At 61.6% G+C, this 18,656-nt stretch carries 17 protein-coding genes; 3 read left to right on the top strand and 14 right to left on the bottom strand.

Going from position 1 to position 18,656, the window contains the following annotated elements:
* Positions 1-3: 3 nt before the first annotated feature.
* From NA645_RS03865 to NA645_RS03845, 5 genes are all read right to left on the bottom strand, one after another.
* Positions 4-780, bottom strand: coding sequence for an N-acetylmuramoyl-L-alanine amidase (locus tag NA645_RS03865; RefSeq protein WP_256047614.1), 777 nt, complete (start codon positions 778-780; stop codon positions 4-6).
* Positions 781-938: 158 nt separating this feature from the next.
* Complete coding sequence (locus NA645_RS03860) at positions 939-2,768, bottom strand: GGDEF domain-containing protein (RefSeq protein ID WP_256047613.1); 1,830 nt, start codon at positions 2,766-2,768, stop codon at positions 939-941.
* Positions 2,765-3,634 (bottom strand): endonuclease/exonuclease/phosphatase family protein, encoded by an 870-nt coding sequence (locus NA645_RS03855; RefSeq protein WP_256047612.1) that lies wholly within the window; start codon positions 3,632-3,634, stop codon positions 2,765-2,767. Before NA645_RS03855 ends, NA645_RS03860 begins: the two co-directional genes overlap by 4 nt.
* A gap of 7 nt (positions 3,635-3,641) precedes the next feature.
* Positions 3,642-4,271, bottom strand: a complete 630-nt coding sequence (locus NA645_RS03850) for a thiol:disulfide interchange protein DsbA/DsbL (RefSeq protein ID WP_256047611.1) — start codon at positions 4,269-4,271, stop codon at positions 3,642-3,644.
* 178 nt (positions 4,272-4,449) lie between these two features.
* On the bottom strand, positions 4,450-5,082 hold the full coding sequence (locus tag NA645_RS03845; protein WP_256047610.1) for a c-type cytochrome: 633 nt from the start codon (positions 5,080-5,082) through the stop codon (positions 4,450-4,452).
* 255 nt (positions 5,083-5,337) lie between these two features.
* On the opposite strand from NA645_RS03845, the gene yihA reads away from it, so the two are divergent.
* Entirely contained in the window at positions 5,338-6,000 is a 663-nt protein-coding gene (gene yihA, locus NA645_RS03840; RefSeq protein ID WP_256047609.1) for a ribosome biogenesis GTP-binding protein YihA/YsxC, read from the top strand.
* Between the two features lie 62 nt (positions 6,001-6,062).
* Here yihA and gcvP read toward each other — a convergent pair whose 3' ends face one another.
* The 9 genes from gcvP to NA645_RS03795 all read right to left on the bottom strand — a co-directional run bounded on the left by gcvP (position 6,063) and on the right by NA645_RS03795 (position 18,007).
* On the bottom strand, positions 6,063-8,939 hold the full coding sequence (gene gcvP, locus NA645_RS03835) for an aminomethyl-transferring glycine dehydrogenase (RefSeq protein ID WP_256047608.1): 2,877 nt from the start codon (positions 8,937-8,939) through the stop codon (positions 6,063-6,065).
* Between the two features lie 60 nt (positions 8,940-8,999).
* Entirely contained in the window at positions 9,000-9,389 is a 390-nt protein-coding gene (gene gcvH, locus NA645_RS03830) for a glycine cleavage system protein GcvH (protein WP_256047607.1), read from the bottom strand.
* An 83-nt stretch (positions 9,390-9,472) separates the two neighbouring features.
* Positions 9,473-10,555 (bottom strand): glycine cleavage system aminomethyltransferase GcvT, encoded by a 1,083-nt coding sequence (gene gcvT, locus NA645_RS03825; protein ID WP_256047606.1) that lies wholly within the window; start codon positions 10,553-10,555, stop codon positions 9,473-9,475.
* 139 nt (positions 10,556-10,694) lie between these two features.
* A complete protein-coding gene (locus tag NA645_RS03820; protein WP_256047605.1) occupies positions 10,695-12,311 on the bottom strand; it encodes an ABC transporter permease in 1,617 nt (538 codons plus the stop codon).
* Between the two features lie 158 nt (positions 12,312-12,469).
* A complete protein-coding gene (locus NA645_RS03815; RefSeq protein ID WP_256047604.1) occupies positions 12,470-13,471 on the bottom strand; it encodes an extracellular solute-binding protein in 1,002 nt (333 codons plus the stop codon).
* Positions 13,472-13,577: 106 nt separating this feature from the next.
* The gene (locus NA645_RS03810) at positions 13,578-14,795 is read right to left on the bottom strand and encodes a 2-octaprenyl-3-methyl-6-methoxy-1,4-benzoquinol hydroxylase (protein ID WP_256047603.1); all 1,218 of its coding nucleotides are present in this window, start codon (positions 14,793-14,795) and stop codon (positions 13,578-13,580) included.
* 131 nt (positions 14,796-14,926) lie between these two features.
* The gene (gene ubiH, locus NA645_RS03805; RefSeq protein ID WP_256047602.1) at positions 14,927-16,105 is read right to left on the bottom strand and encodes a 2-octaprenyl-6-methoxyphenyl hydroxylase; all 1,179 of its coding nucleotides are present in this window, start codon (positions 16,103-16,105) and stop codon (positions 14,927-14,929) included.
* 2 nt (positions 16,106-16,107) lie between these two features.
* The gene (pepP, locus tag NA645_RS03800) at positions 16,108-17,439 is read right to left on the bottom strand and encodes a Xaa-Pro aminopeptidase (protein WP_256047601.1); all 1,332 of its coding nucleotides are present in this window, start codon (positions 17,437-17,439) and stop codon (positions 16,108-16,110) included.
* A gap of 13 nt (positions 17,440-17,452) precedes the next feature.
* Positions 17,453-18,007, bottom strand: coding sequence for a YecA family protein (locus NA645_RS03795; RefSeq protein ID WP_256047600.1), 555 nt, complete (start codon positions 18,005-18,007; stop codon positions 17,453-17,455).
* Between the two features lie 124 nt (positions 18,008-18,131).
* Here NA645_RS03795 and NA645_RS03790 point away from each other — a divergent pair, with 124 nt between their 5' ends.
* Positions 18,132-18,341 (top strand): TIGR02449 family protein, encoded by a 210-nt coding sequence (locus tag NA645_RS03790; RefSeq protein WP_131651321.1) that lies wholly within the window; start codon positions 18,132-18,134, stop codon positions 18,339-18,341.
* Positions 18,338-18,655: a cell division protein ZapA gene (locus tag NA645_RS03785; protein WP_131651320.1), complete on the top strand. Its 318-nt coding sequence runs from the start codon at positions 18,338-18,340 to the stop codon at positions 18,653-18,655. The genes NA645_RS03790 and NA645_RS03785 overlap by 4 nt, the downstream gene beginning before the upstream one ends.
* Position 18,656 lies beyond the last annotated feature (1 nt).

Genomic DNA, 18,656 nt, shown 5'->3' with positions numbered 1-18,656 from the left:
AGCTCAACGCTGAGAGTCTAGCGCGGCGAGAATCGCGGCGGTTTCGGCATCCGGTTCGCCGTCAAAGCGTGTCGGGCGATACTTCATCTGAAAGGCCGCGATCACGTTGCGCGTTTCAAGATCGAGATGGCCGTGCTTCGGCACTTGATAACCCTGCCTGACGAGCTGCTCCTGGAACCAGGCCACATCCGGCAATTGCATGGCGAACAGGCTGCGCTGACGTGCGACTTCGGCGGCGTCCGGCCAAGGCACCAGTCCGGCGTCGGCCAGGCGCTTCCAGGGAAACAGCGGGCCGGGATCGACCTTTCGCTGCGGGGCAATATCGCTGTGGCCGACGATGGCGCCCGGCTTCAGGCCATGGCGCTGCATCATGTCCTTGAGCAGCACGATCAGCGCGTCGATCTGTTGCTCGGAATAGGGATACCAGAGCCGCCCGCTCTCGCCTTCGATATAACCGCGGTTGACCAACTCGATGCCGATGGAACTGGAGTTGAGCCAGGTGCGGCCATTCCATTGGCTATCGCCGGCATGCCAGGCGCGGCGATCCTCGTCGACCAACTGGTAAATGGTCGCTGGCGCCTCTGCGATCAGGTAATGACTGCTGACGCCGTCACCCTTGAGGATATCGAGCGAGTGCTGAAGATCGGTTGATGTGTAATGCAGGACGATGAACTGCACCCTGCTGTCCTGGCCAATGGACGTATGGCTGGTATCGATACGCGGGCCACTGGCGCAGCCTGCGAGCAGCAAGGCAAACGCGGCAAGAATCAAGGCTTTCATCGGTACCCCTGTCGACAGCGAAATGACACAGACATCGGCAGCTGGACGGACAGTACGCAGCGGCCAGCGGCGCAGCACCGCGAGAGTTGGTGCTGGAATAAGGGGGATAAGGGGAAGGGATTATACCGAGGCGCCCAACCCGCTCCCAGAGCGGCTGGTCAGCCCGCTTCGATACGATTGCGCCCGGCATCCTTGGCCCGATAGAGCGCGCGGTCGGCGCGCTCGAACACCTGCTCGGGCTGATCGGCCTGGGCGAAACTTGCGAACCCTCCCGATAGCGTTACCTGGATGCGCTCTCCCTTGAAGTGAAACGGGCAGTTCTGTATGCCCGTACGCAGGCTTTCGAGCAAATTCAGGCCCGCCTCTGCCGGTGTTTCAGGCAGCAGTAGCGCAAACTCTTCTCCACCGAAACGGGCAATGAAATCGGTCTTGCGCAGCCGTTTGCGCAGCTCACCTGCAACGATCTTGAGCACGCGATCGCCGGCGAGATGGCCGAAACTGTCATTGATACGTTTGAAATGGTCGACGTCCAGCACGGCCAGCAGCAGCTGGCCGCCGTAGCGTTGCTGACGCGCCACTTCCAACTCCAGGCGTTCATCCCATGCAGCGCGGTTGGGAAGTTCGGTCAGCGGGTCACGCAAGGCGATTTGCCGCTGTTCTTCGAGACGATCTCGCATCGTGCTAGCAGCCAATTCAAGACTCGCAACCCGCTCAACTAGAACGTTAAGCCTTTCACCAACAGTCTGCTCATGCTCGCCGCGCTGTTGCTCATAGGTATCGACCGTCTCGAGCAAACGATCGATTCGGGTCTGAACGGCGTGCTTCAGTGTTGGCAGATCCTTGGCGTTGAGCATACTGCTCTGTAAGCCATCCACCTGGTAACGCAGCTGCTCATCCAGCGCTTGCGCGGTTTCCCTGCTCTGCGCATGCCCCTTATGGGCAGCGCGAAGGTTGTCCTGCATGGTCGCCAGGCGCTCATTGAGCTGCTTCAAGTAGCTCTCGAACTCGCGCTGCCCCTGATCAGCCGCCGCAATTATCAGCTGCGCCAGATCATCTAGAAGCGGCACCAGTTCATACCAGTTCAGCCCTTGCTCGATTCGCTCTCGAAGTGCCATCGACTGCGGCTGCTGGTGTTCTGGCAATTGCAGGCCATCGAGCAGGTTATACAACGCAGACTCCACCCGCTCGGCGATGGCGCTGTAGGCTTGCTCGGGCGAGGCAGGAAGGACGTGGACCTCGGCCACCGGAGCAGCAGAAGCCACTGGCGCGATGGCCGCCTCCAGACAGAGCGCCTCGTTCACGTCACCACGATCAGCCTCGACCGGCTGTTGGCGGCCGCCAGCGGTCAACGGCTCCATTCGCGGAGTTGACGCTGTTTCGTCGAGTTCCGGCAGATCTGTTCGAGCGGTTTCGATCGTGTCCGACGAATCCACAGCGCTAGGACCCGGAAGTCGTTCCGTAGTCCGTGTCCGCTGGCCGAACAGCCTGCCGAGTAGACCCACCGAGCCGCCTGTCTCGGCTAGCTGCAGGGTCAACGCTCGATCTTGGAACTCACCCAGCTCACCGAGCAAAGCCGGCAACTCGAACGGCTGCGCGGCCCGTTCATCGAGCTGCCGCGCAAAACGCTTCAACGGCTGGCGAACCTCGCGGGGCAATGGTAATGCCAGCAACTGCGCGACCAGACGGTGCAAGGACCGGCTCAGGTGCTCCAAACGCTCCTTCTTGCGTCGCTCGGTGTCCAGCACGGCGCGTTCGAGACGCGGCACCAGCGCCGCCAGACGATCTTCAGGCACATCGTCACGCAGGACTTCGCGAAGCTCTTGCATGCACTGCTCGACGACCGGGTCGGTGCCATCCACGGCATAGCTGCTGCGCACCAGGCTGCGCCGTAGCAAATCGAGATGCGAGCGCCAACGCTCTTCGAGCTGTTCCTGCTGCTCCACCAATTGCAGGTACTTTTCCTTCCAGCGCTGCGTGTCGTCGCTCATGTCTGCGTGCTTACCGGCATCGGCAGGGCATCTCCATGCAATGAGTCGGGCAGGCGAATCTCCACGGCTACGGGCAGGTGATCCGAACTGCTTTTCGCCAGTACGTCGACGCGCTCCAGTGTCAGGCTCGGACTCAGCAATATGTGGTCGAGGCAGCGCTGCGGACGCCAGCTGGGAAAGGTCGCCTCGATCTGCGGGGCCTGCAGCCCAAGGTCACGCAACGGCGAGTTTTCGAGCAAATCGCTGGCATGGGTATTCATGTCGCCCATCAATACCTGATGACGGTAGCCCCCAATCAGGTCACGTATATAGGCAAGCTGGCGCGTTCTGGTGCCACCGCCGAGCGCCAGATGCATGATGACCACTGCCAGCGCATCCTCGCCCTCACCAAACCGCAGCAGGATAGCGCCGCGTCCGGACGGGCCGGGTAACGGGTGATCTTCCAGCCCCTGCGGCTCCAGACGGCTGAGTACGCCGTTACTGTGCTGGGCAAAACGACCCAGATTGCGGTTCAGCTGCTGATACCAGTAAGGAAAGGACCCGAGCTGCGCGAGGTGTTCCACCTGATTGATGTAGCCGGAGCGCATGCTGCCGCCGTCGGCTTCCTGTAGCGCTACCAGATCGTAATTGCCGAGAAGGTCGCCAATGCGCTGCAGATTTCCGGTTCGCCCCGGATGCGGCAGTAGATGCTGCCAGCTGCGTGTCAGGTAGTGATGGTAACGCTCGGTACTGATACCTACTTGAATGTTGAAGCTGAGCAGGCGCAACCGCCCGTTACACGGAAGTCCGCTGGAGTCCAGGCAGAGTGGGTTGACCCGTGCCTGACCGGGTCCGGCCAGGCGTGGTGAACTCCAACGGCGCAACATTTGGCGCTTACCGGGCTGCCCGTTCTTTTTCGATCAGGAAGTCGGCGACTTCCAGCGCACGCTCTGGGCCGCCTGCGGAGCCGATATCGAAACGGTACTTGCCGTTGACGATCATGACCGGTACGCCAGTGATCTGATACGCCATGGCCTGCTTTTTTGCCTGCTCGGCGCGGCTTTTCACACCGAAGGAGTTATAGGCCTTGAGGAACGCCTCCTGATCGACGCCTTCCCCGGCAAGGAATTCAGCCATTTTTTCCGGCGTGTCCAGCTTCTTGCCGTCGCGGTGATAGGCATTGAATACCGCGTCGTGAACCTTCTGCTCGACGTTCATGGATTCCAGCGCCAGGAACATCTGACCATGGACGTTCCAGACGCCACCGAACATGGCCGGGATGCGCTTGAAATCCACGTCATCCGGCAGCTCTGCGACCCATGGGTTGATGATCGGCTCGAACTGGTAGCAATGTGGGCAGCCGTACCAGAACAGCTCGACGACCTCGATCTTGTCCGGTTCGGCTACCGGTACCGGAGTCTTGAGTTCGACATATTCCTTGCCCGCCTGGAATTCCGCCGCGTGGGCCGGCAAGCCGAACAGGCTGGCGGTTACGAGAACGGCACTGAGAACGAGTTTACGCATGGTGACTCCCTTGGCTTGAACGGCTGACCGATAGCGCCACAGGCTGCAGCAAATCATTCGTGCTCGCCAGCGCTTTTCGCCGCTTTTCAATATCTTGACAATCATTGTAGCGGCGCAAAGCAAAAAGGGCGCTCAGGCTCTCACCTGAACGCCCTCCATATCGGCTGCGCCGATGCTATCAGTGCAGACCCTGGATGTAGCTGGACAGCGCTTCGATGTCCTTGTTGCTCAGCTTGGCGGCGATGGTCCGCATAATCATGGTGTCACCGTCATTGGTGCGGTTGCCTTCGCGGAAATCAGTGAGCTGCTTGGCCGTGTAGGCAGCGTGCTGACCGCCCAGCTGCGGGAAGCCCGCCAGGTCGTTACCGACTCCGTTCGGCGCGTGACAGCCGGTGCAGGCCGGCATGCCCAGGTCCAGTTTGCCACCGCGGAACAGTTGTTCACCTTGCTCGACCAGCGCCGGATCGGCCATGCCAACGGTCATCTTCTGGCTGGCGAAATAGGCGGCGATGTCGGCCAGATCCTGATCGTTGTAGGGGTCGAGCATACCGGTCATTTCCAGCACCTTGCGCCCAACGCCTTCCGGGGCGCCCGGAGTGCTGCCGGCCTTGATGTCTTGTAGCTGCTTGAGCAGATAACTCTCGCCCTGGCCTGCCAGTTTGGGGAAGTTCGGTGCGGGACTGTTGCCATCGGCGCCGTGGCAGGCGCCACAGACGGCAATCTTTTCCTGACCGGCTTCGGCATTTCCAGCCGCGTGGGCGATACCGGTGATGCCAAGGGTCAACAGCAGACTCACGAGTACTTTGTTCATCAGCTCATCCAACTACGGCTAAGGGTTAAAAAGGAATCTTATTCGGCAGCCAGCTATTGAGCCATGGCATGCTCGTTTGAAGGTGGCATCCGGTCTCGCACCGAGCGCGTTAGCGATAACTCCCGCCACAGCCGGCGAGCCGTTGTATAGGCTCTTTCGAGACCAAAGCGCACACAAAATCTGCGGCATTATATACTGGCGGTCCTGAAACGGAAATGAACCATTGCCGCACCCCGCGCGCTCACCGGAAAGCCCATGCTCCCAAAAAACCCGATTCTCGGCCTCTGCCAGCAAGCCACGTTCATGACCAGCGCCGCCAAGGTCGATCAATGCCCGGCTGACGAGGGCCTTGAAGTCGCTTTCGCCGGCCGGTCGAATGCGGGTAAGTCCAGTGCGCTGAACACCCTGACTCACGCCAGCCTCGCCCGTACGTCGAAGACGCCGGGCCGCACCCAGCTGCTCAATTTCTTTCGCCTCGATGACGATCGCCGACTGGTCGATCTTCCCGGCTATGGCTACGCCAAGGTGCCGATTCCATTGAAGCAGCACTGGCAGCGCCACCTGGAAGCCTATCTGAGCAGCCGCGAGAGTCTCGCTGGCGTGTTCCTGATGATGGATATCCGCCATCCGCTGACCGAGTTCGACCGAATGATGCTCGACTGGTCCACCGCCAGCGACATGCCACTGCATATCCTGCTGACCAAGTCAGACAAGCTGGCCTTCGGTGCGGCGAAGAACGCCCTATTGGCAATCCAGCGAGACATTCGCAAGGGCTGGGGAGACGGCGTCAGCGTGCAGCTTTTCTCGGCGCCGAAACGTCAGGGCGTGGAAGAGGCGCAGCTGGTGCTGGCGCAGCTGCTGGGGATGATTGGCGAGGACAGTGACGAGACTCACGACGAACAATCGTCACAAGACTGACCCCTTTATCCGATGCAATGCCGCCCGCCTGGAATCGATCCAGAGCGGGCAGCCACTCACCGCTACTCGCGATAGTCATCCACCGGCACGCATGCGCAGAACAGGTTGCGATCGCCGAAGACGTTGTCGACCCTATTCACCGCCGGCCAATACTTATGCGCCTGAGAATGCGCACTCGGCGTCACGCCCTCGGCGATGCTGTAGGGACGATCCCAAACGCCGGTCACATCTGCCAGGGTGTGCGGCGCATGTACCAGCGGATTGTCCTCGGCCGGCCAGTCACCGCTCTCGACCTTGGCGATTTCGGCACGAATGCTCAGCATCGCTTCGACGAAGCGATCCAGCTCCACCTTCGATTCGCTCTCCGTAGGCTCGATCATCAATGTGCCAGGTACGGGAAAGGACATGGTCGGTGCGTGGAAGCCATAGTCGATGAGGCGCTTGGCGACATCTTCTTCGGTAATGCCGGTTTGCGCTTTCAATGGCCGCAAATCGATGATGCACTCATGTGCCACGCGACCGTTACGTCCGCTGTAAAGCACAGGGAATGCCTCATCGAGACGCACCGCTAGGTAGTTCGCGCTGAGGATCGCGATTTCCGTGGCGTCACGCAGCTGCGGGCCCATCATCGCGATGTACATCCAGCTGATCGGCAAAATGCTCGCGCTACCCCATGGCGCGGCACTGACCGCGCCATTCTCCGGATTCGGCCCTTGCAGTTCGATCACCGGATGGTTGGAAACGAAAGGCAGCAGATGCGCCTTGATGCCGATCGGGCCCATGCCCGGGCCACCGCCACCATGAGGAATGCAGAAGGTTTTGTGCAGGTTCATGTGCGAAACGTCGGCACCAATGTCCGCTGGCCGCGCCAGCCCGACCTGGGCGTTGAGGTTGGCGCCGTCCATGTAGACCTGGCCGCCCTGGGCATGGATCGCCTCGCAGATCTCGCGAACGCCCTCCTCGTAAACGCCGTGGGTCGACGGATAAGTGATCATCAGGCAAGAGAGCTTGTCACCCGCCTCGGCAGCCTTGCGCTTGAGATCTTCCAGGTCGACGTTGCCCGCCTTGTCGCACTCGACGATGACGACGCGCATGCTGACCATCTGTGCCGACGCCGGGTTGGTGCCGTGAGCGGAGGACGGGATCAGACAGATATCGCGCTGACCTTCACCGCGACTCTCGTGATATTTGCGGATCGCCACCAGCCCGGCGTATTCACCTTGGGCACCGGAGTTCGGTTGCATCGAGATTGCATCGAAGCCGGTTATCGCGCAAAGCCAGGCTTCCAGCTCCTCGATCATCAACTTGTAGCCCTGCGCCTGCTCGCGTGGCGCGAACGGATGCAGGTTGGCGAACTCCGGCCAGGTGATGGGGATCATCTCGCTGGTAGCGTTGAGTTTCATGGTGCAGGAACCGAGCGGGATCATCGCCTGGTTCAGCGCCAGATCCTTATTTTCCAGCTGCTTGAGATAGCGCAGCATCTCGGTTTCGCTGTGATGGGTATTGAACACCGGGTGCGCCAGGTAGGCGCTGCTGCGCTGCAGCTCGGACGGGATGCCGCTGGGGATGTCACCCTCATCCAGCTTGGCGATTTCCAGTCCGTGATCGGCACCCAGAAAGACATCGAGCAACTGCTGAACTGTCGCCTCGCTGCAGACCTCGTCAAGACTGACGCCGAGCTTGCCGCGCCCGAGAATGCGCAGGTTGATCCGTGCCGCTCGCGCGCTTTCGAGAATCGCCGTCTGCGCGCCGCCGACTTCCAGGGTCAGGGTGTCGAAGAAATGCTGATTGACGCGCTTGATGCCTTTTCGCTCCAGCGCACTGGCCAGAATCGAGGTCAGCCGATGGGTACGCTGGGCGATGCGCTTGAGTCCCTCGGGGCCGTGATACACGGCGTAGCAGCTGGCGATATTGGCCAGCAGCACCTGCGCGGTGCAGATGTTGGAGTTGGCCTTCTCGCGCCGGATGTGTTGCTCGCGCGTCTGCAGCGCCATGCGCAGCGCCGTGTTGCCGCGGGCATCCTTGGACACACCGATAATCCGTCCCGGCATTGCTCGCTTGAACGCATCACGCGTAGCGAAGTAGGCCGCATGCGGGCCGCCATAGCCCATCGGCACACCGAAGCGCTGAGTCGAACCGAGCACCACATCGGCGCCCAGTTCACCCGGCGGGGTCAACAGCAACAGGCTGAGCAGATCGGCGGCGACGCAGGCCAGCGCCTGCTTGGCGTGTAGCTGTTCGATGGCCGGTCGCAGGTCGCGAATCTCGCCGTGGGTATCCGGATACTGCAGCAGCCCGCCGAACAGATCCTGCCCGTCGATCTCCTCGATCGCACCGATTACCAGCTCGAAGCCGAACGCCTCTGCACGGGTCTGCATGACCGATAGCGTTTGCGGATGGCAATTCTCGTCGACGAAGAAGCGGTTGCTCTTGCTCTTGGCCATGCGCCGCGCCAAGGTCATCGCTTCGGCCGCTGCAGTCGCTTCGTCGAGCAGCGACGCGTTGGCCAGATCCAGCCCGGCGAGGTCGATGGTCAGCTGCTGGAAGTTCAGCAGCGCTTCCAGGCGGCCCTGGGCGATTTCCGGCTGATAGGGCGTGTAGGCGGTGTACCAGCCTGGATTCTCCAGCACGTTACGCAGAATGACTGGCGGCGTGATGGTGCCGTGGTAGCCCATACCGATCAGGCTGGTCCAGAGCTCGTTCTGTTCGGCATAGCTACGCAGCCGTGCCAGCGCCCCCTGCTCGTCCAATGCCGGCGGCAGCGCCAACTCGCCCTCCAGGCGAATCGCCGGCGGCACCGTCTGCTCGATCAGCTGCTCACGACTGGACAGCCCGAGCAGGTCGAGCATGGCCTGCTGTTCAGCTGCATCGGGACCGAGATGGCGACGCAGAAAGGCGTCAGGTTGCTGAAGTTGGGAAAGGCGCGGCATTTGCGACATGACAGCTACTCTCGAAAAAAGGAAAGCCCCGACAGAGCGGGGCTTCTTGATAGGGAACGCTTAGGCGTCGGCGTCGCAGGAGGCCTTGTAGCCCTCTGCATCGAGCAACTTGTCCAGCTCCGCAGCGTCGTTCGGCTTAAGCCTGAAGAACCAGCTACCGTAGGGTTCGCTGTTGACCATTTCAGGCGAGTCGGTGAGCTGGTCGTTGACGGCCACCACTTCCCCGGAAACCGGAGCGTAGATATCGGAAGCGGCTTTCACCGATTCCACCACGCCCGCCTGCTGGCCGGCTGCGAGCTGCTGGCCGACTTCCGGCAGTTCCACAAACACGACGTCGCCCAGCGCTTCCTGGGCGTGATCGGAGATTCCGACAGTCACACTGCCGTCGGCTTCATGGCGGGCCCATTCGTGGCTGGCGGCGTAACGCAGATCGCTGGGGATGTCGCTCATTTTCTTATGTCCTCGAGAAACTGTCGGTTTGCGAGCACGAAGCAGGCTCTAACGGCCCGCTGCGATGAAGCAGTCGGCCGAATTTACACCAGTACTTTGCCGTGACGCACGAAAGTCGGTTGCACCACACGCACGGGATACCATTTACCGCGGATTTCCACCTCGGCGCGGTCGCCGGCCGCGGCAGGGACTCGCGCCAGCGCGATGGCTTTGCCAAGCGTAGGCGAAAAACTGCCGCTGGTAATCTCGCCTTCGCCAGAACCATTGACCCGCACGGTCTGGTGCGCACGCAGCACGCCGCGCTCTTCGAGCACCAGTCCCACCAGCTTCTGCAGGTCGCTCTGGGTCTTCTGCACCTCCAGAGCTGCGCGCCCGATGAAATCGCGCTCGGCTGGCTCCCAGGCTACGGTCCAGCCCATGTTGGCCTGCAGCGGCGAGACATCCTCGTTCATGTCCTGGCCGTAGAGATTCAGTCCGGCCTCCAGACGCAGCGTGTCACGTGCGCCCAGTCCAATCGGTGAAATGCCGGCTCCGACCAGTTCACTCAGGAAATCCGGAGCCTGTTCGGCCGGCAGGATGATTTCCAGACCGTCCTCACCGGTATAGCCGGTGCGACCGATGAACCAGTCACCAACGGCCCGGCCGTGGAAAGGCTTGAGTTCGTTAATCAGCGCAGCGCGAGGTTGGCTGACCAGCTCGGCTGTCTTGGCCCGCGCATTCGGCCCCTGAATAGCCAGCATCGCCAGCTCAGGACGTTCACTTACTTCCACCGAGTAACCTTCGGTCTGCGCCTGCATCCAGGCCAGATCCTTGTCGCGAGTGCTGGCGTTGACGACCAGGCGATAGCCCCAATCGGTTAGGTAGACGATCAGATCGTCGATCACCCCGCCGCGCTCATTGAGCATCGCCGTATACAGCGCTTTGCCCACCTGCCCCAGGCGGCTCACATCGTTGGCCAGCAGGTGCTGGAGATAAGCCTTGGCTTCAGTACCAGCGACATCGACGACCGTCATGTGGGAGACGTCGAACACTCCACAATCACGCCGCACCTGATGATGTTCTTCCACTTGGGAGCCGTAATGCAGCGGCATGTCCCAGCCGCCGAAATCAACCATTTTGGCGCCAAGTGCGAGGTGCTGATCGTAGAGGGGAGTACGCTGACCCATGGGTTTCTCCTTCCGGGCAGGTCGCCGAAGCGGCGTGGGTGAAGCTCATTAGAGCCGAGCAGACAAGCCCGACGATTTTTTGGATGGCGCATTGTAGCTTCAAGGTTGGGACAGGTCACGGTGAGGCGATGGAGCGAACTCAGCCGATCCGGCGGGCCGAACGGCGAATCAGCAGGATGACCGGCAGCAGCCCGACCAACACCAGCGTCAATGCCGGCAGCGCGGCACGCGCCCATTCACCCTCGCTGGTCATCTCGAAGATCCTTACCGACAGCGTGTCCCAGCCGAATGGCCGCATCAACAGCGTAGCCGGCATTTCTTTCAACACGTCGACGAACACCAGCAACGCGGCACTCAGCGTGCCGGGCAGCAACAACGGCAGGTAAACCCGGAAAAACAGCCCCGCCCCAGCCACGCCGAGACTGCGCGATGCCTGCGGCAGCGAAGGTCGAATCCGTGCCAACGCGCTTTCCAGCGGCCCGAACGCCACCGCCATGAAGCGGACCAGATAGGCCAGCAGCAAGGCGCCGAGACTGCCGAGCAGAATCGGTTTTCCAGCACCGCCAAGCCATCCGGATAGCGGGATGACCAGCTCACGGTCGAGATAGCTGAACGCAAGCATGATCGAAACGGCCAGCACCGACCCCGGCAGTGCATAGCCGAGATTCGCCAGGCCGACCGCCGCTTTAACCGAGCGCACCGGCGCCTGGCGCCGAGCGAAAGCCAGCAGCAGCGCCACCGCGACAGTGATGAACGCGGCAAACCCACCCAGGTAGAGCGTGTGCAGAATCAGCGCGGTATAACGCTCATCGAAGTCGAAACGCCCGCGCTGCCAGAGCCAGACCAGCAATTGCAGCACCGGAATGACGAACGCGCAGAGGAACACCAGGCCACACCAGGCGCAGGCTGCAAAGGCCTTGAAACCGCGAAGGCGATACAGCAGGGCAGACCGGGCTCGGTCGTTGGCAGGCCTGGCGGCGCCGCGCGCGCGGCGTTCGCCATAGAGCACCAGCATCACCGCCAGCAGCAAAAGGCTGGCCAGCTGAGTCGCGCTGGTGAGGCTGAAAAAGCCATACCAGGTCTTGTAGATGGCGGTGGTGAAGGTGTCGAAATTGAACACTGCGACAGCACCGAAGTCGGCCAGCGTCTCCATCAGCGCCAGCGCCAGCCCGGCGCCGATCGCCGGTCGCGCCATGGGCAACGCGACACTCCAGAACGCTTTCCAGGGCGACTGCCCGAGCACCCGCGCCGCCTCCATCAATCCTTTGCCCTGGGCAAGGAATGCCGACCGGGCGAGCAGATATACGTAAGGGTAGAACACCAGCACCAGCACGATGATCACACCGCCCGTGGAACGAACCCGGGGAAACCGCACCCCAGTGCCGAACCATTCGCGGGCCAGCGTTTGCACCGGACCGGAGAAATCCAGCAAGCCGATGAAGACGAATGCCAGCACGTAGGCAGGAATTGCAAAGGGCAGCATCAACGCCCAATCCAGCCAGCGCCGCCCCGGAAATTCGCACAGCGAGGTCAACCAGGCCAGACTGACCCCGAGCACCGTCACCCCAATTCCGACGCCAAGCACCAGCGTCAGCGTGTTGCCCAACAGCCGCGGTATCTGGGTCTCCCAGAGATGCGACCAGATACTGGTGTCGATATCGCCCCAACTGAATAGCAGCACACTCAGCGGCAACAGCACCAGTGCCGCGACTGCAAAGGAGATGGGATACCAACGGTGCTCGACGGGGTGGGACACGCAGACCTCGGAAGCAGAAAAACAACGCCCCCGGCAAGCGGGGGCGTCGAGTATATCGGTACTGGAAGCTGGAAGCTGGAAGCTGGAAGCTAATCAGGCTAGCGGCTGGTGCCGAAAGCCAGAGGCTCTTCTACTTGCAGCCTGTGGCTTATGGCTGCTTACCTCCAACCCGCACGATCCATCAGCATGATGGCTTCAGCCTGACGCTTTCCGGCGACTTCGACCGGAATGGTGTCCGCCTTGAAATCGCCCCACGCGGCCACTTCCGCCGACGGCTCTACATTCGGGTTGGCCGGGAATTCCATGTTGGTGCCGGCAAAGATGCTCTGCGCCTCAGGCGTCGTCATCCACTCCACCAGCTTTTGCGCGGCCTCTGGGTTAGGCGCGTGCTTGGTCAGGCCGATGCCGGAAAGATTGACGTGAACCCCGCGATCTTCCTGATTCGGCCAGAACAGCTTGGCTTTCAGGTCCGGATTTTGTGCATGCAGACGGCCGTAATAGTAGCTATTGACGATGCCAACATCGCACTGCCCCGCATCGACCGCCTGAATCACGGCGTTGTCATCGGCGAAGACGTCGGTTGCGAGATTGTTCACCCAATCCTTGATGATCTCTTCGGTCTTCGCGGCACCATGGGTCTCGATCATGGTGGCCGTCAACGACTGGTTGTAGACCTTCTTGCTCGTGCGCAGGCACAGACGACCTTCCCAGCGCTCGTCCGCCAGCGCTTCGTAGGTGGTCAGCTCGCCCTCTTCGACCCGCTCCGGTGAATAGACGATGGTCCGCGCGCGCAACGACAGGCCGGTCCAAGCATCAGTGGAGGAACGGTACTGGGCGGGAATATTGTCTTTTATCACCTGCGAATTGAGCGGCTGCAGGATGCCCATTTCTTCGGCCTGCCACAGGTTGCCGCCGTCCACCGTCAGCAGCAGATCTGCCGGAGTGTTCTCGCCTTCGGCCTTGATGCGGGCCATCAGCGGAGCTTCCTTGTCGGTGATGAATTTGACGTTGACGCCTGTTTTCGCCGTGTACGCATCGAAAACCGGCTTGATCAGCTCGTCGATCCGCGAGGAGTAAACCACTACTTCATCGGCAGCTTGCACAGCGCCTGACAGCGCGGTGAGCGTCAGAGCGGCGAGTAAACCTTTGCTTGCCTGCATGGGTCATGCCTCTTGTATCCGTGAAAGAGGCCAAATAGTAGTGAATGTCATTTACTTTCTCAACGCGACAATTCGCGCAGTCACCTGGATCAAGGCGAGTCGTCGATCACAATCGCGCCAGGTCCGGCAGGTCACCGCTCAGGCCCAGGGCCTGACGCACGAATATGGCCTTGGCTTCAGGAAGCGCCTGAATGCCTTTCAACCCGGCGTTGCGTAACCAACGCAGCGGCAGATTGTCGGCCTGAAAAAGTCGCTCGAAGCCCTCCATCGCCGCCATCATGCTCAAGTTGTGCGGCATCCGACGCCGCTCGAAACGGGCCAGCACGCGCGGGTCGCCCAGCGGCGCTCCGCGTTCGATGGCCGCGAGCAGGACCTCCGCCAGCACCGCTGCATCGAGCAAGCCGAGATTCACGCCCTGCCCCGCCAGCGGATGGATGGTGTGAGCGGCATCGCCGATCAATGCCAGACCAGGCTGTGCATAGCGCTTGGCGTGCCGCTGACGCAGCGGAATGCACAACCGTGGATCGACTTCCAACACTTCGCCCAGGCGGTATTCGAAAGCCCGACCGAGCGCCTGGCGGAACCCTTCGTCATCCAGCGCCATCAGGCGCTGCGCCTCGCCGTCGGTGACCGACCAGACGATCGAGCACCAATGCTCGTCGCCTTCACGCTGCAGTGGCAGGAATGCCAGCGGGCCATCGTCGGTGAAGCGCTGCCAGGCGGTCTGCTGGTTCGGCTCGGCACAGCGCACGCTGGTCACGATGGCATGATGCAGGTAATCCCATTCCCGGGTTTCACAGCCAGCCAGGCGGCGAACTGCGGAATTGGCGCCATCGGCCGCAATCACAAGGCCGGCGCTGAGTTGCTGCCCGTCGTCGAGGGTCAGGGCCCAGCCGCTTTCGGTCTGACGCAGTTGCTCCAGACGCGCGCAAACCAGTTCGACCGAATCACAGCCGCTAAGCGCATCCAGCAGCGCATCCTGGACCACGCGATTCTCGACGATGTGGCCGAGCACCTCGGCATGCACCGACGCCGCGGAAAAGTGGATCTGACCAGTACCGGAGCCATCCCAGACATGCATGTCGCGGTAGGGGCTGACGCGGCGCTCGACAATTCCCGGCCAGGCACCAACGCGCTCGAGAATCCGCTGGCTCGCGGCGGACAGCGCACTGACACGCGGCTCGAAGGGATCGGTTGGAGTGAACGGCTGAACGTCCAGCGGACCGGCATCGACCAGCTTGATGGTGAGACCGGCGTCTTGCAGCGCCAGCGCCAGGGTGCTGCCGACCATCCCGGCACCAACGATGATGATGTCCGCTTGCATTACTGCTCTCCTGCGCGCCGGGCCTGAGGCTTGCGGCATGTCTAGTGGGTCTGCTTGCCGGTTCTCACGCGCATCGCTGCGGCTTATTCAGAAGGGTTTGCCCTGCCGGCGCTGACGGCTTTCGCCAATGCTCAGCGCTCGCGGACGCCCAATCCCATGGCCTGTCGCGCGAACCAGGTCTTGGCGGGCGGCAAAAAATCCAGCCCCAGCAGACCAAGATTTCGCCCTACAACGGATAGGCTTCCCGAATCGGCGAACAGCTGGGTCACCCGATCGGAAAAACCCACGGTAAGCCATTGATCCGAACGCTGCCTTCGATGGTATGCCTGCAGCACGGCCAGTTCGCCGGGCCGCCCCGAACCGCCTAACAACGCGGCGGCCAACGCCTCGGTGTCTCGCAGCGACAGGTTGTAACCCTGCCCGGCGATCGGGTGCAAGCTGTGAGCGGCGTTACCTAATACGACCAAACTGGAGCGAACCTGCTCTTCGGCCTCGATCAATTCCAGTGGGTAGAGATGCCGCGCTCCAACCTGCTGAAAGCCGCCCAGGCGATAGCCGAACGCCTGTTGCAGTTCGCCAAGGAATTCCGCTTCAGGGAGCGCGACCAGGCGCGCCGCATCCTGTTCCGGACGCGTCCAGACCAGCGCGCAGCGATTGTCCTGCAGCGGCAACAGTGCCATCGGGCCTTCATCAGTGAAGCGCTCAAACGCCTGTCCGCCGTGAGGTTTGCCCGGCGTCACGTTGGCGATCAGCGCGGTCTGGCCATAAGGGGTCCGCTTGATCGCAATGCCGAGCTGTTCGCGCAACGCCGAACGACCGCCATCGGCCAGCACCGCCAGATCGCAGTCGAGCTGCTTGCCATCGGTCAGACTGAGGCGAAAACCATCTTCCACCGGCTGCATGCGATCGACCTCGGCCGGACAGCGGCGAACCACGACCGCGTCGTCCAGCGCCTGCCACAGGCAATGTCCGATCCAGGCGTTCTCCACCACATAGCCCAGCGCCGGCACCTGCTCCTTCTTGGCGTCCAGCCGGGTAGCGCCTGCACGGCCGCGGTCGGACACCTGAATCTGGGTAATGGGTTCGGCACGCTGGGCGATCTGCTCCCAGACGCCAAGGCGCTGATAAATCAGCCGGGTACCGTAGGACAGCGCCGTAGAGCGGGCATCGTAGCTTGGCTGATATTCGCTGCCCGGCTCGAACGGCTCGATCAGTTCAATCGACCAGCCGCGCGTCTTCGCTCCTTTTTGCAGCGCCAACGCCAGGCTGGCGCCGACAAGTCCGCCACCAATGATCGCCAGCGCGCTCATGGCTAAGCGACCTCGGCGGCAGCCGCCATCAATTGCTCGATCTCGGCGACGGATTTAGGCACGCCACCGGTGAGGATTTCACAGCCAGTGCGAGTCACCACCACATCATCTTCGATGCGCACACCAATGCCGCGCCATTTCTTCGCCACGTCCTGATTGTCGGCGGCGATATAGATGCCAGGCTCGACGGTCATCGCCATGCCGGGCTCGAGCACGCGCCACTCGCCACCGACCTTGTAATCGCCGACATCGTGTACGTCCATGCCCAGCCAATGGCCGGCGCGATGCATGTAAAACGGTTTATAGGCTTCTGCGGCGATCAGCTCCTCGATATCGCCTTCGAGCAGCCCCAACTCGACCAGTCCGGTAGTGATGACCTGAACGGTTGCCTCGTGCGCTTCGTTCCAGTGTTTGCCGGGCGCGATATGCTTGAACGCTTCTTCGTTGGCGGCCAGCACCAGTTCATAAATCACCTTCTGTTCGGGCGAGAAGCGGCCATTGACCGGAAAGGTCCGGGTGATGTCGCTGGCGTAGCAATCGATTTCGCAGCCGGCGTCGATCAGCACCAGATCACCATCCTTGAGCGCGGCATCATTTTCGCGGTAATGCAGGATGCAGGCGTTCTTCCCCGCCGCGACGATCGAGCCGTACGCCGGCATTTTCGCCCCGCTCTTGCGGAATTCGTAATCCAGCTCCGCTTCGAGATGGTATTCGTAGAGGCCAGCACGACAGGCCTGCATGGCGCGGATATGGGCGCGCGCGGAAATCTCCGCCGCGTGCTTCATCACCTTCACTTCGTTGGCTGACTTGTACAGACGCAAGTCGTGTAGCAGATGATCGAGGGCGACGAACTCGTTCGGCGGCTGCGCGCCCTGACGGGCCTTGGAACGGATGGTATTGATCCACTCCATCAAGCGGTGATCGAATTCCTGGTTGCTGCCGATGGCGTAATAAACGCGTGAACGGCCTTCGATCAGGCCCGGCAGAATTTCGTCGATATCGCCGATGGGGAAGGCATCGTCCGCGCCGTATTCAGCAATGGCGCCATCCTGGCCGGCCCGCAAACCGTCCCACAACTCGCGAGCCGGGTCGCGCTCACGGCAAAACAGCACATATTCGCCATGTTCGCGTCCGGGAATCAGCGCAATCACCGCTTCCGGCTCGGGAAAGCCGGAAAGGTACTGAAAGTCGCTGTCCTGACGGTAAATGTGCTCGACATCGCGGTTGCGGATGTACATTGGCGCGGCCGGAAGGATGGCGATGCTGTTGGGTTCCATCTCCGCCATCAGCACCTTGCGCCGGCGGGCGTATTCCGATTTCGGGATGCGGGTCATGGGCGGACGGTCCTCAATGCAGGGAAGGCTTGGGTGCCGGCGGCACTGGCTTGGCGCACTCGGTGAACAACAGCAACGGCGCGACGCGCAGATATTCCATGACTTCCATGTAATCGCTCTCACCATCTTCGGACTCGTCCAGCGAATCCTGGATTTGTGCGATGGCAGCCAGATCCTGCAGGACTTCCATGGCCTCACCGCTCAGTGCGCGATCACCGGCAACCAGGCCGAAGCCGGCCAGGAAGCTCTGGCACCACTGGCCCAGGGCAAGCGCGCGCTCGGCGAGCGGTGCATCGTCCGACGGCAACAGCAAAACGATGGCGATGTCATCACCGGCGAGCTCGCCCTTGACCATTTCCTGCAGGCCGATGAGCGCCTGATGCACCGACTCTTCGGGAGCGGAGCCGAGTAGCTCGGCGGCATCGGCAAGCCAGGATTCGGAATCGAAACCAGCCCCGGCGCAGCTGCGCCCGAGCAGAAAGCCGTGTAGTTCGGCAGGTGTGACAGATTGAGCACTGCTGGCCAGCAAAGTGGCGAAAGCAGCGTACGGCGAGTTCTGAATGGGCATGGCGGCTAGGCGCGCGGCGGCGCTAATGTCTAGAATGAAGGCCTCGTATCCTAGCATCGGCACGCGAGCCAAGACCATCGAAGCCGGACTGCCCACCGCTCGCGCCATTTACCCCGGGAATCCCATGGAAGACGCCGACCTGAAATTGCTGACCGCCAAGTTGGAACAGCTGATTCAGCACATCGAGCAACTCAAGGCGCAGAATCGCTTGCTGCTTCACAGCGAGCAGACATGGCGCGAAGAGCGCGCTCATCTGATCGAGAAGAACGAAATGGCGCGGGTGAAGGTCGAAGCGATGATTTCGCGCCTGAAAGCCCTGGAGCAGGACTCATGACCCAGCCGAACACCGTTACCGTGCACATCATGGACAAGGAATATTGCATTTCCTGCCCACCCGAAGAACGCAGCAATCTCGAAGGCGCCGCCCATTACCTGGACCGCAAGATGCGCGAAATCCGTAGCAGCGGCAAAGTCATCGGCGCGGACCGCGTCGCCGTGATGGCTGCGCTCAACATCACACATGAGCTGCTACACAAACACGATCGCCTTGATGCGGAAGCCAATAGTGCGCGTGAGCATGTGCGTGTTTTGCTGGAGCGGGTCGACAGCGCATTGGCCGCCGATCCAAACCCTTCCGGTAACCGATGAA

Origin of the sequence: Stutzerimonas stutzeri, from assembly GCF_024448955.1 — a bacterium.
In the GTDB taxonomy this organism is placed as follows: domain Bacteria; phylum Pseudomonadota; class Gammaproteobacteria; order Pseudomonadales; family Pseudomonadaceae; genus Stutzerimonas; species Stutzerimonas stutzeri_AQ.
This window is presented reverse-complemented; position numbering and strand designations above follow the sequence as displayed.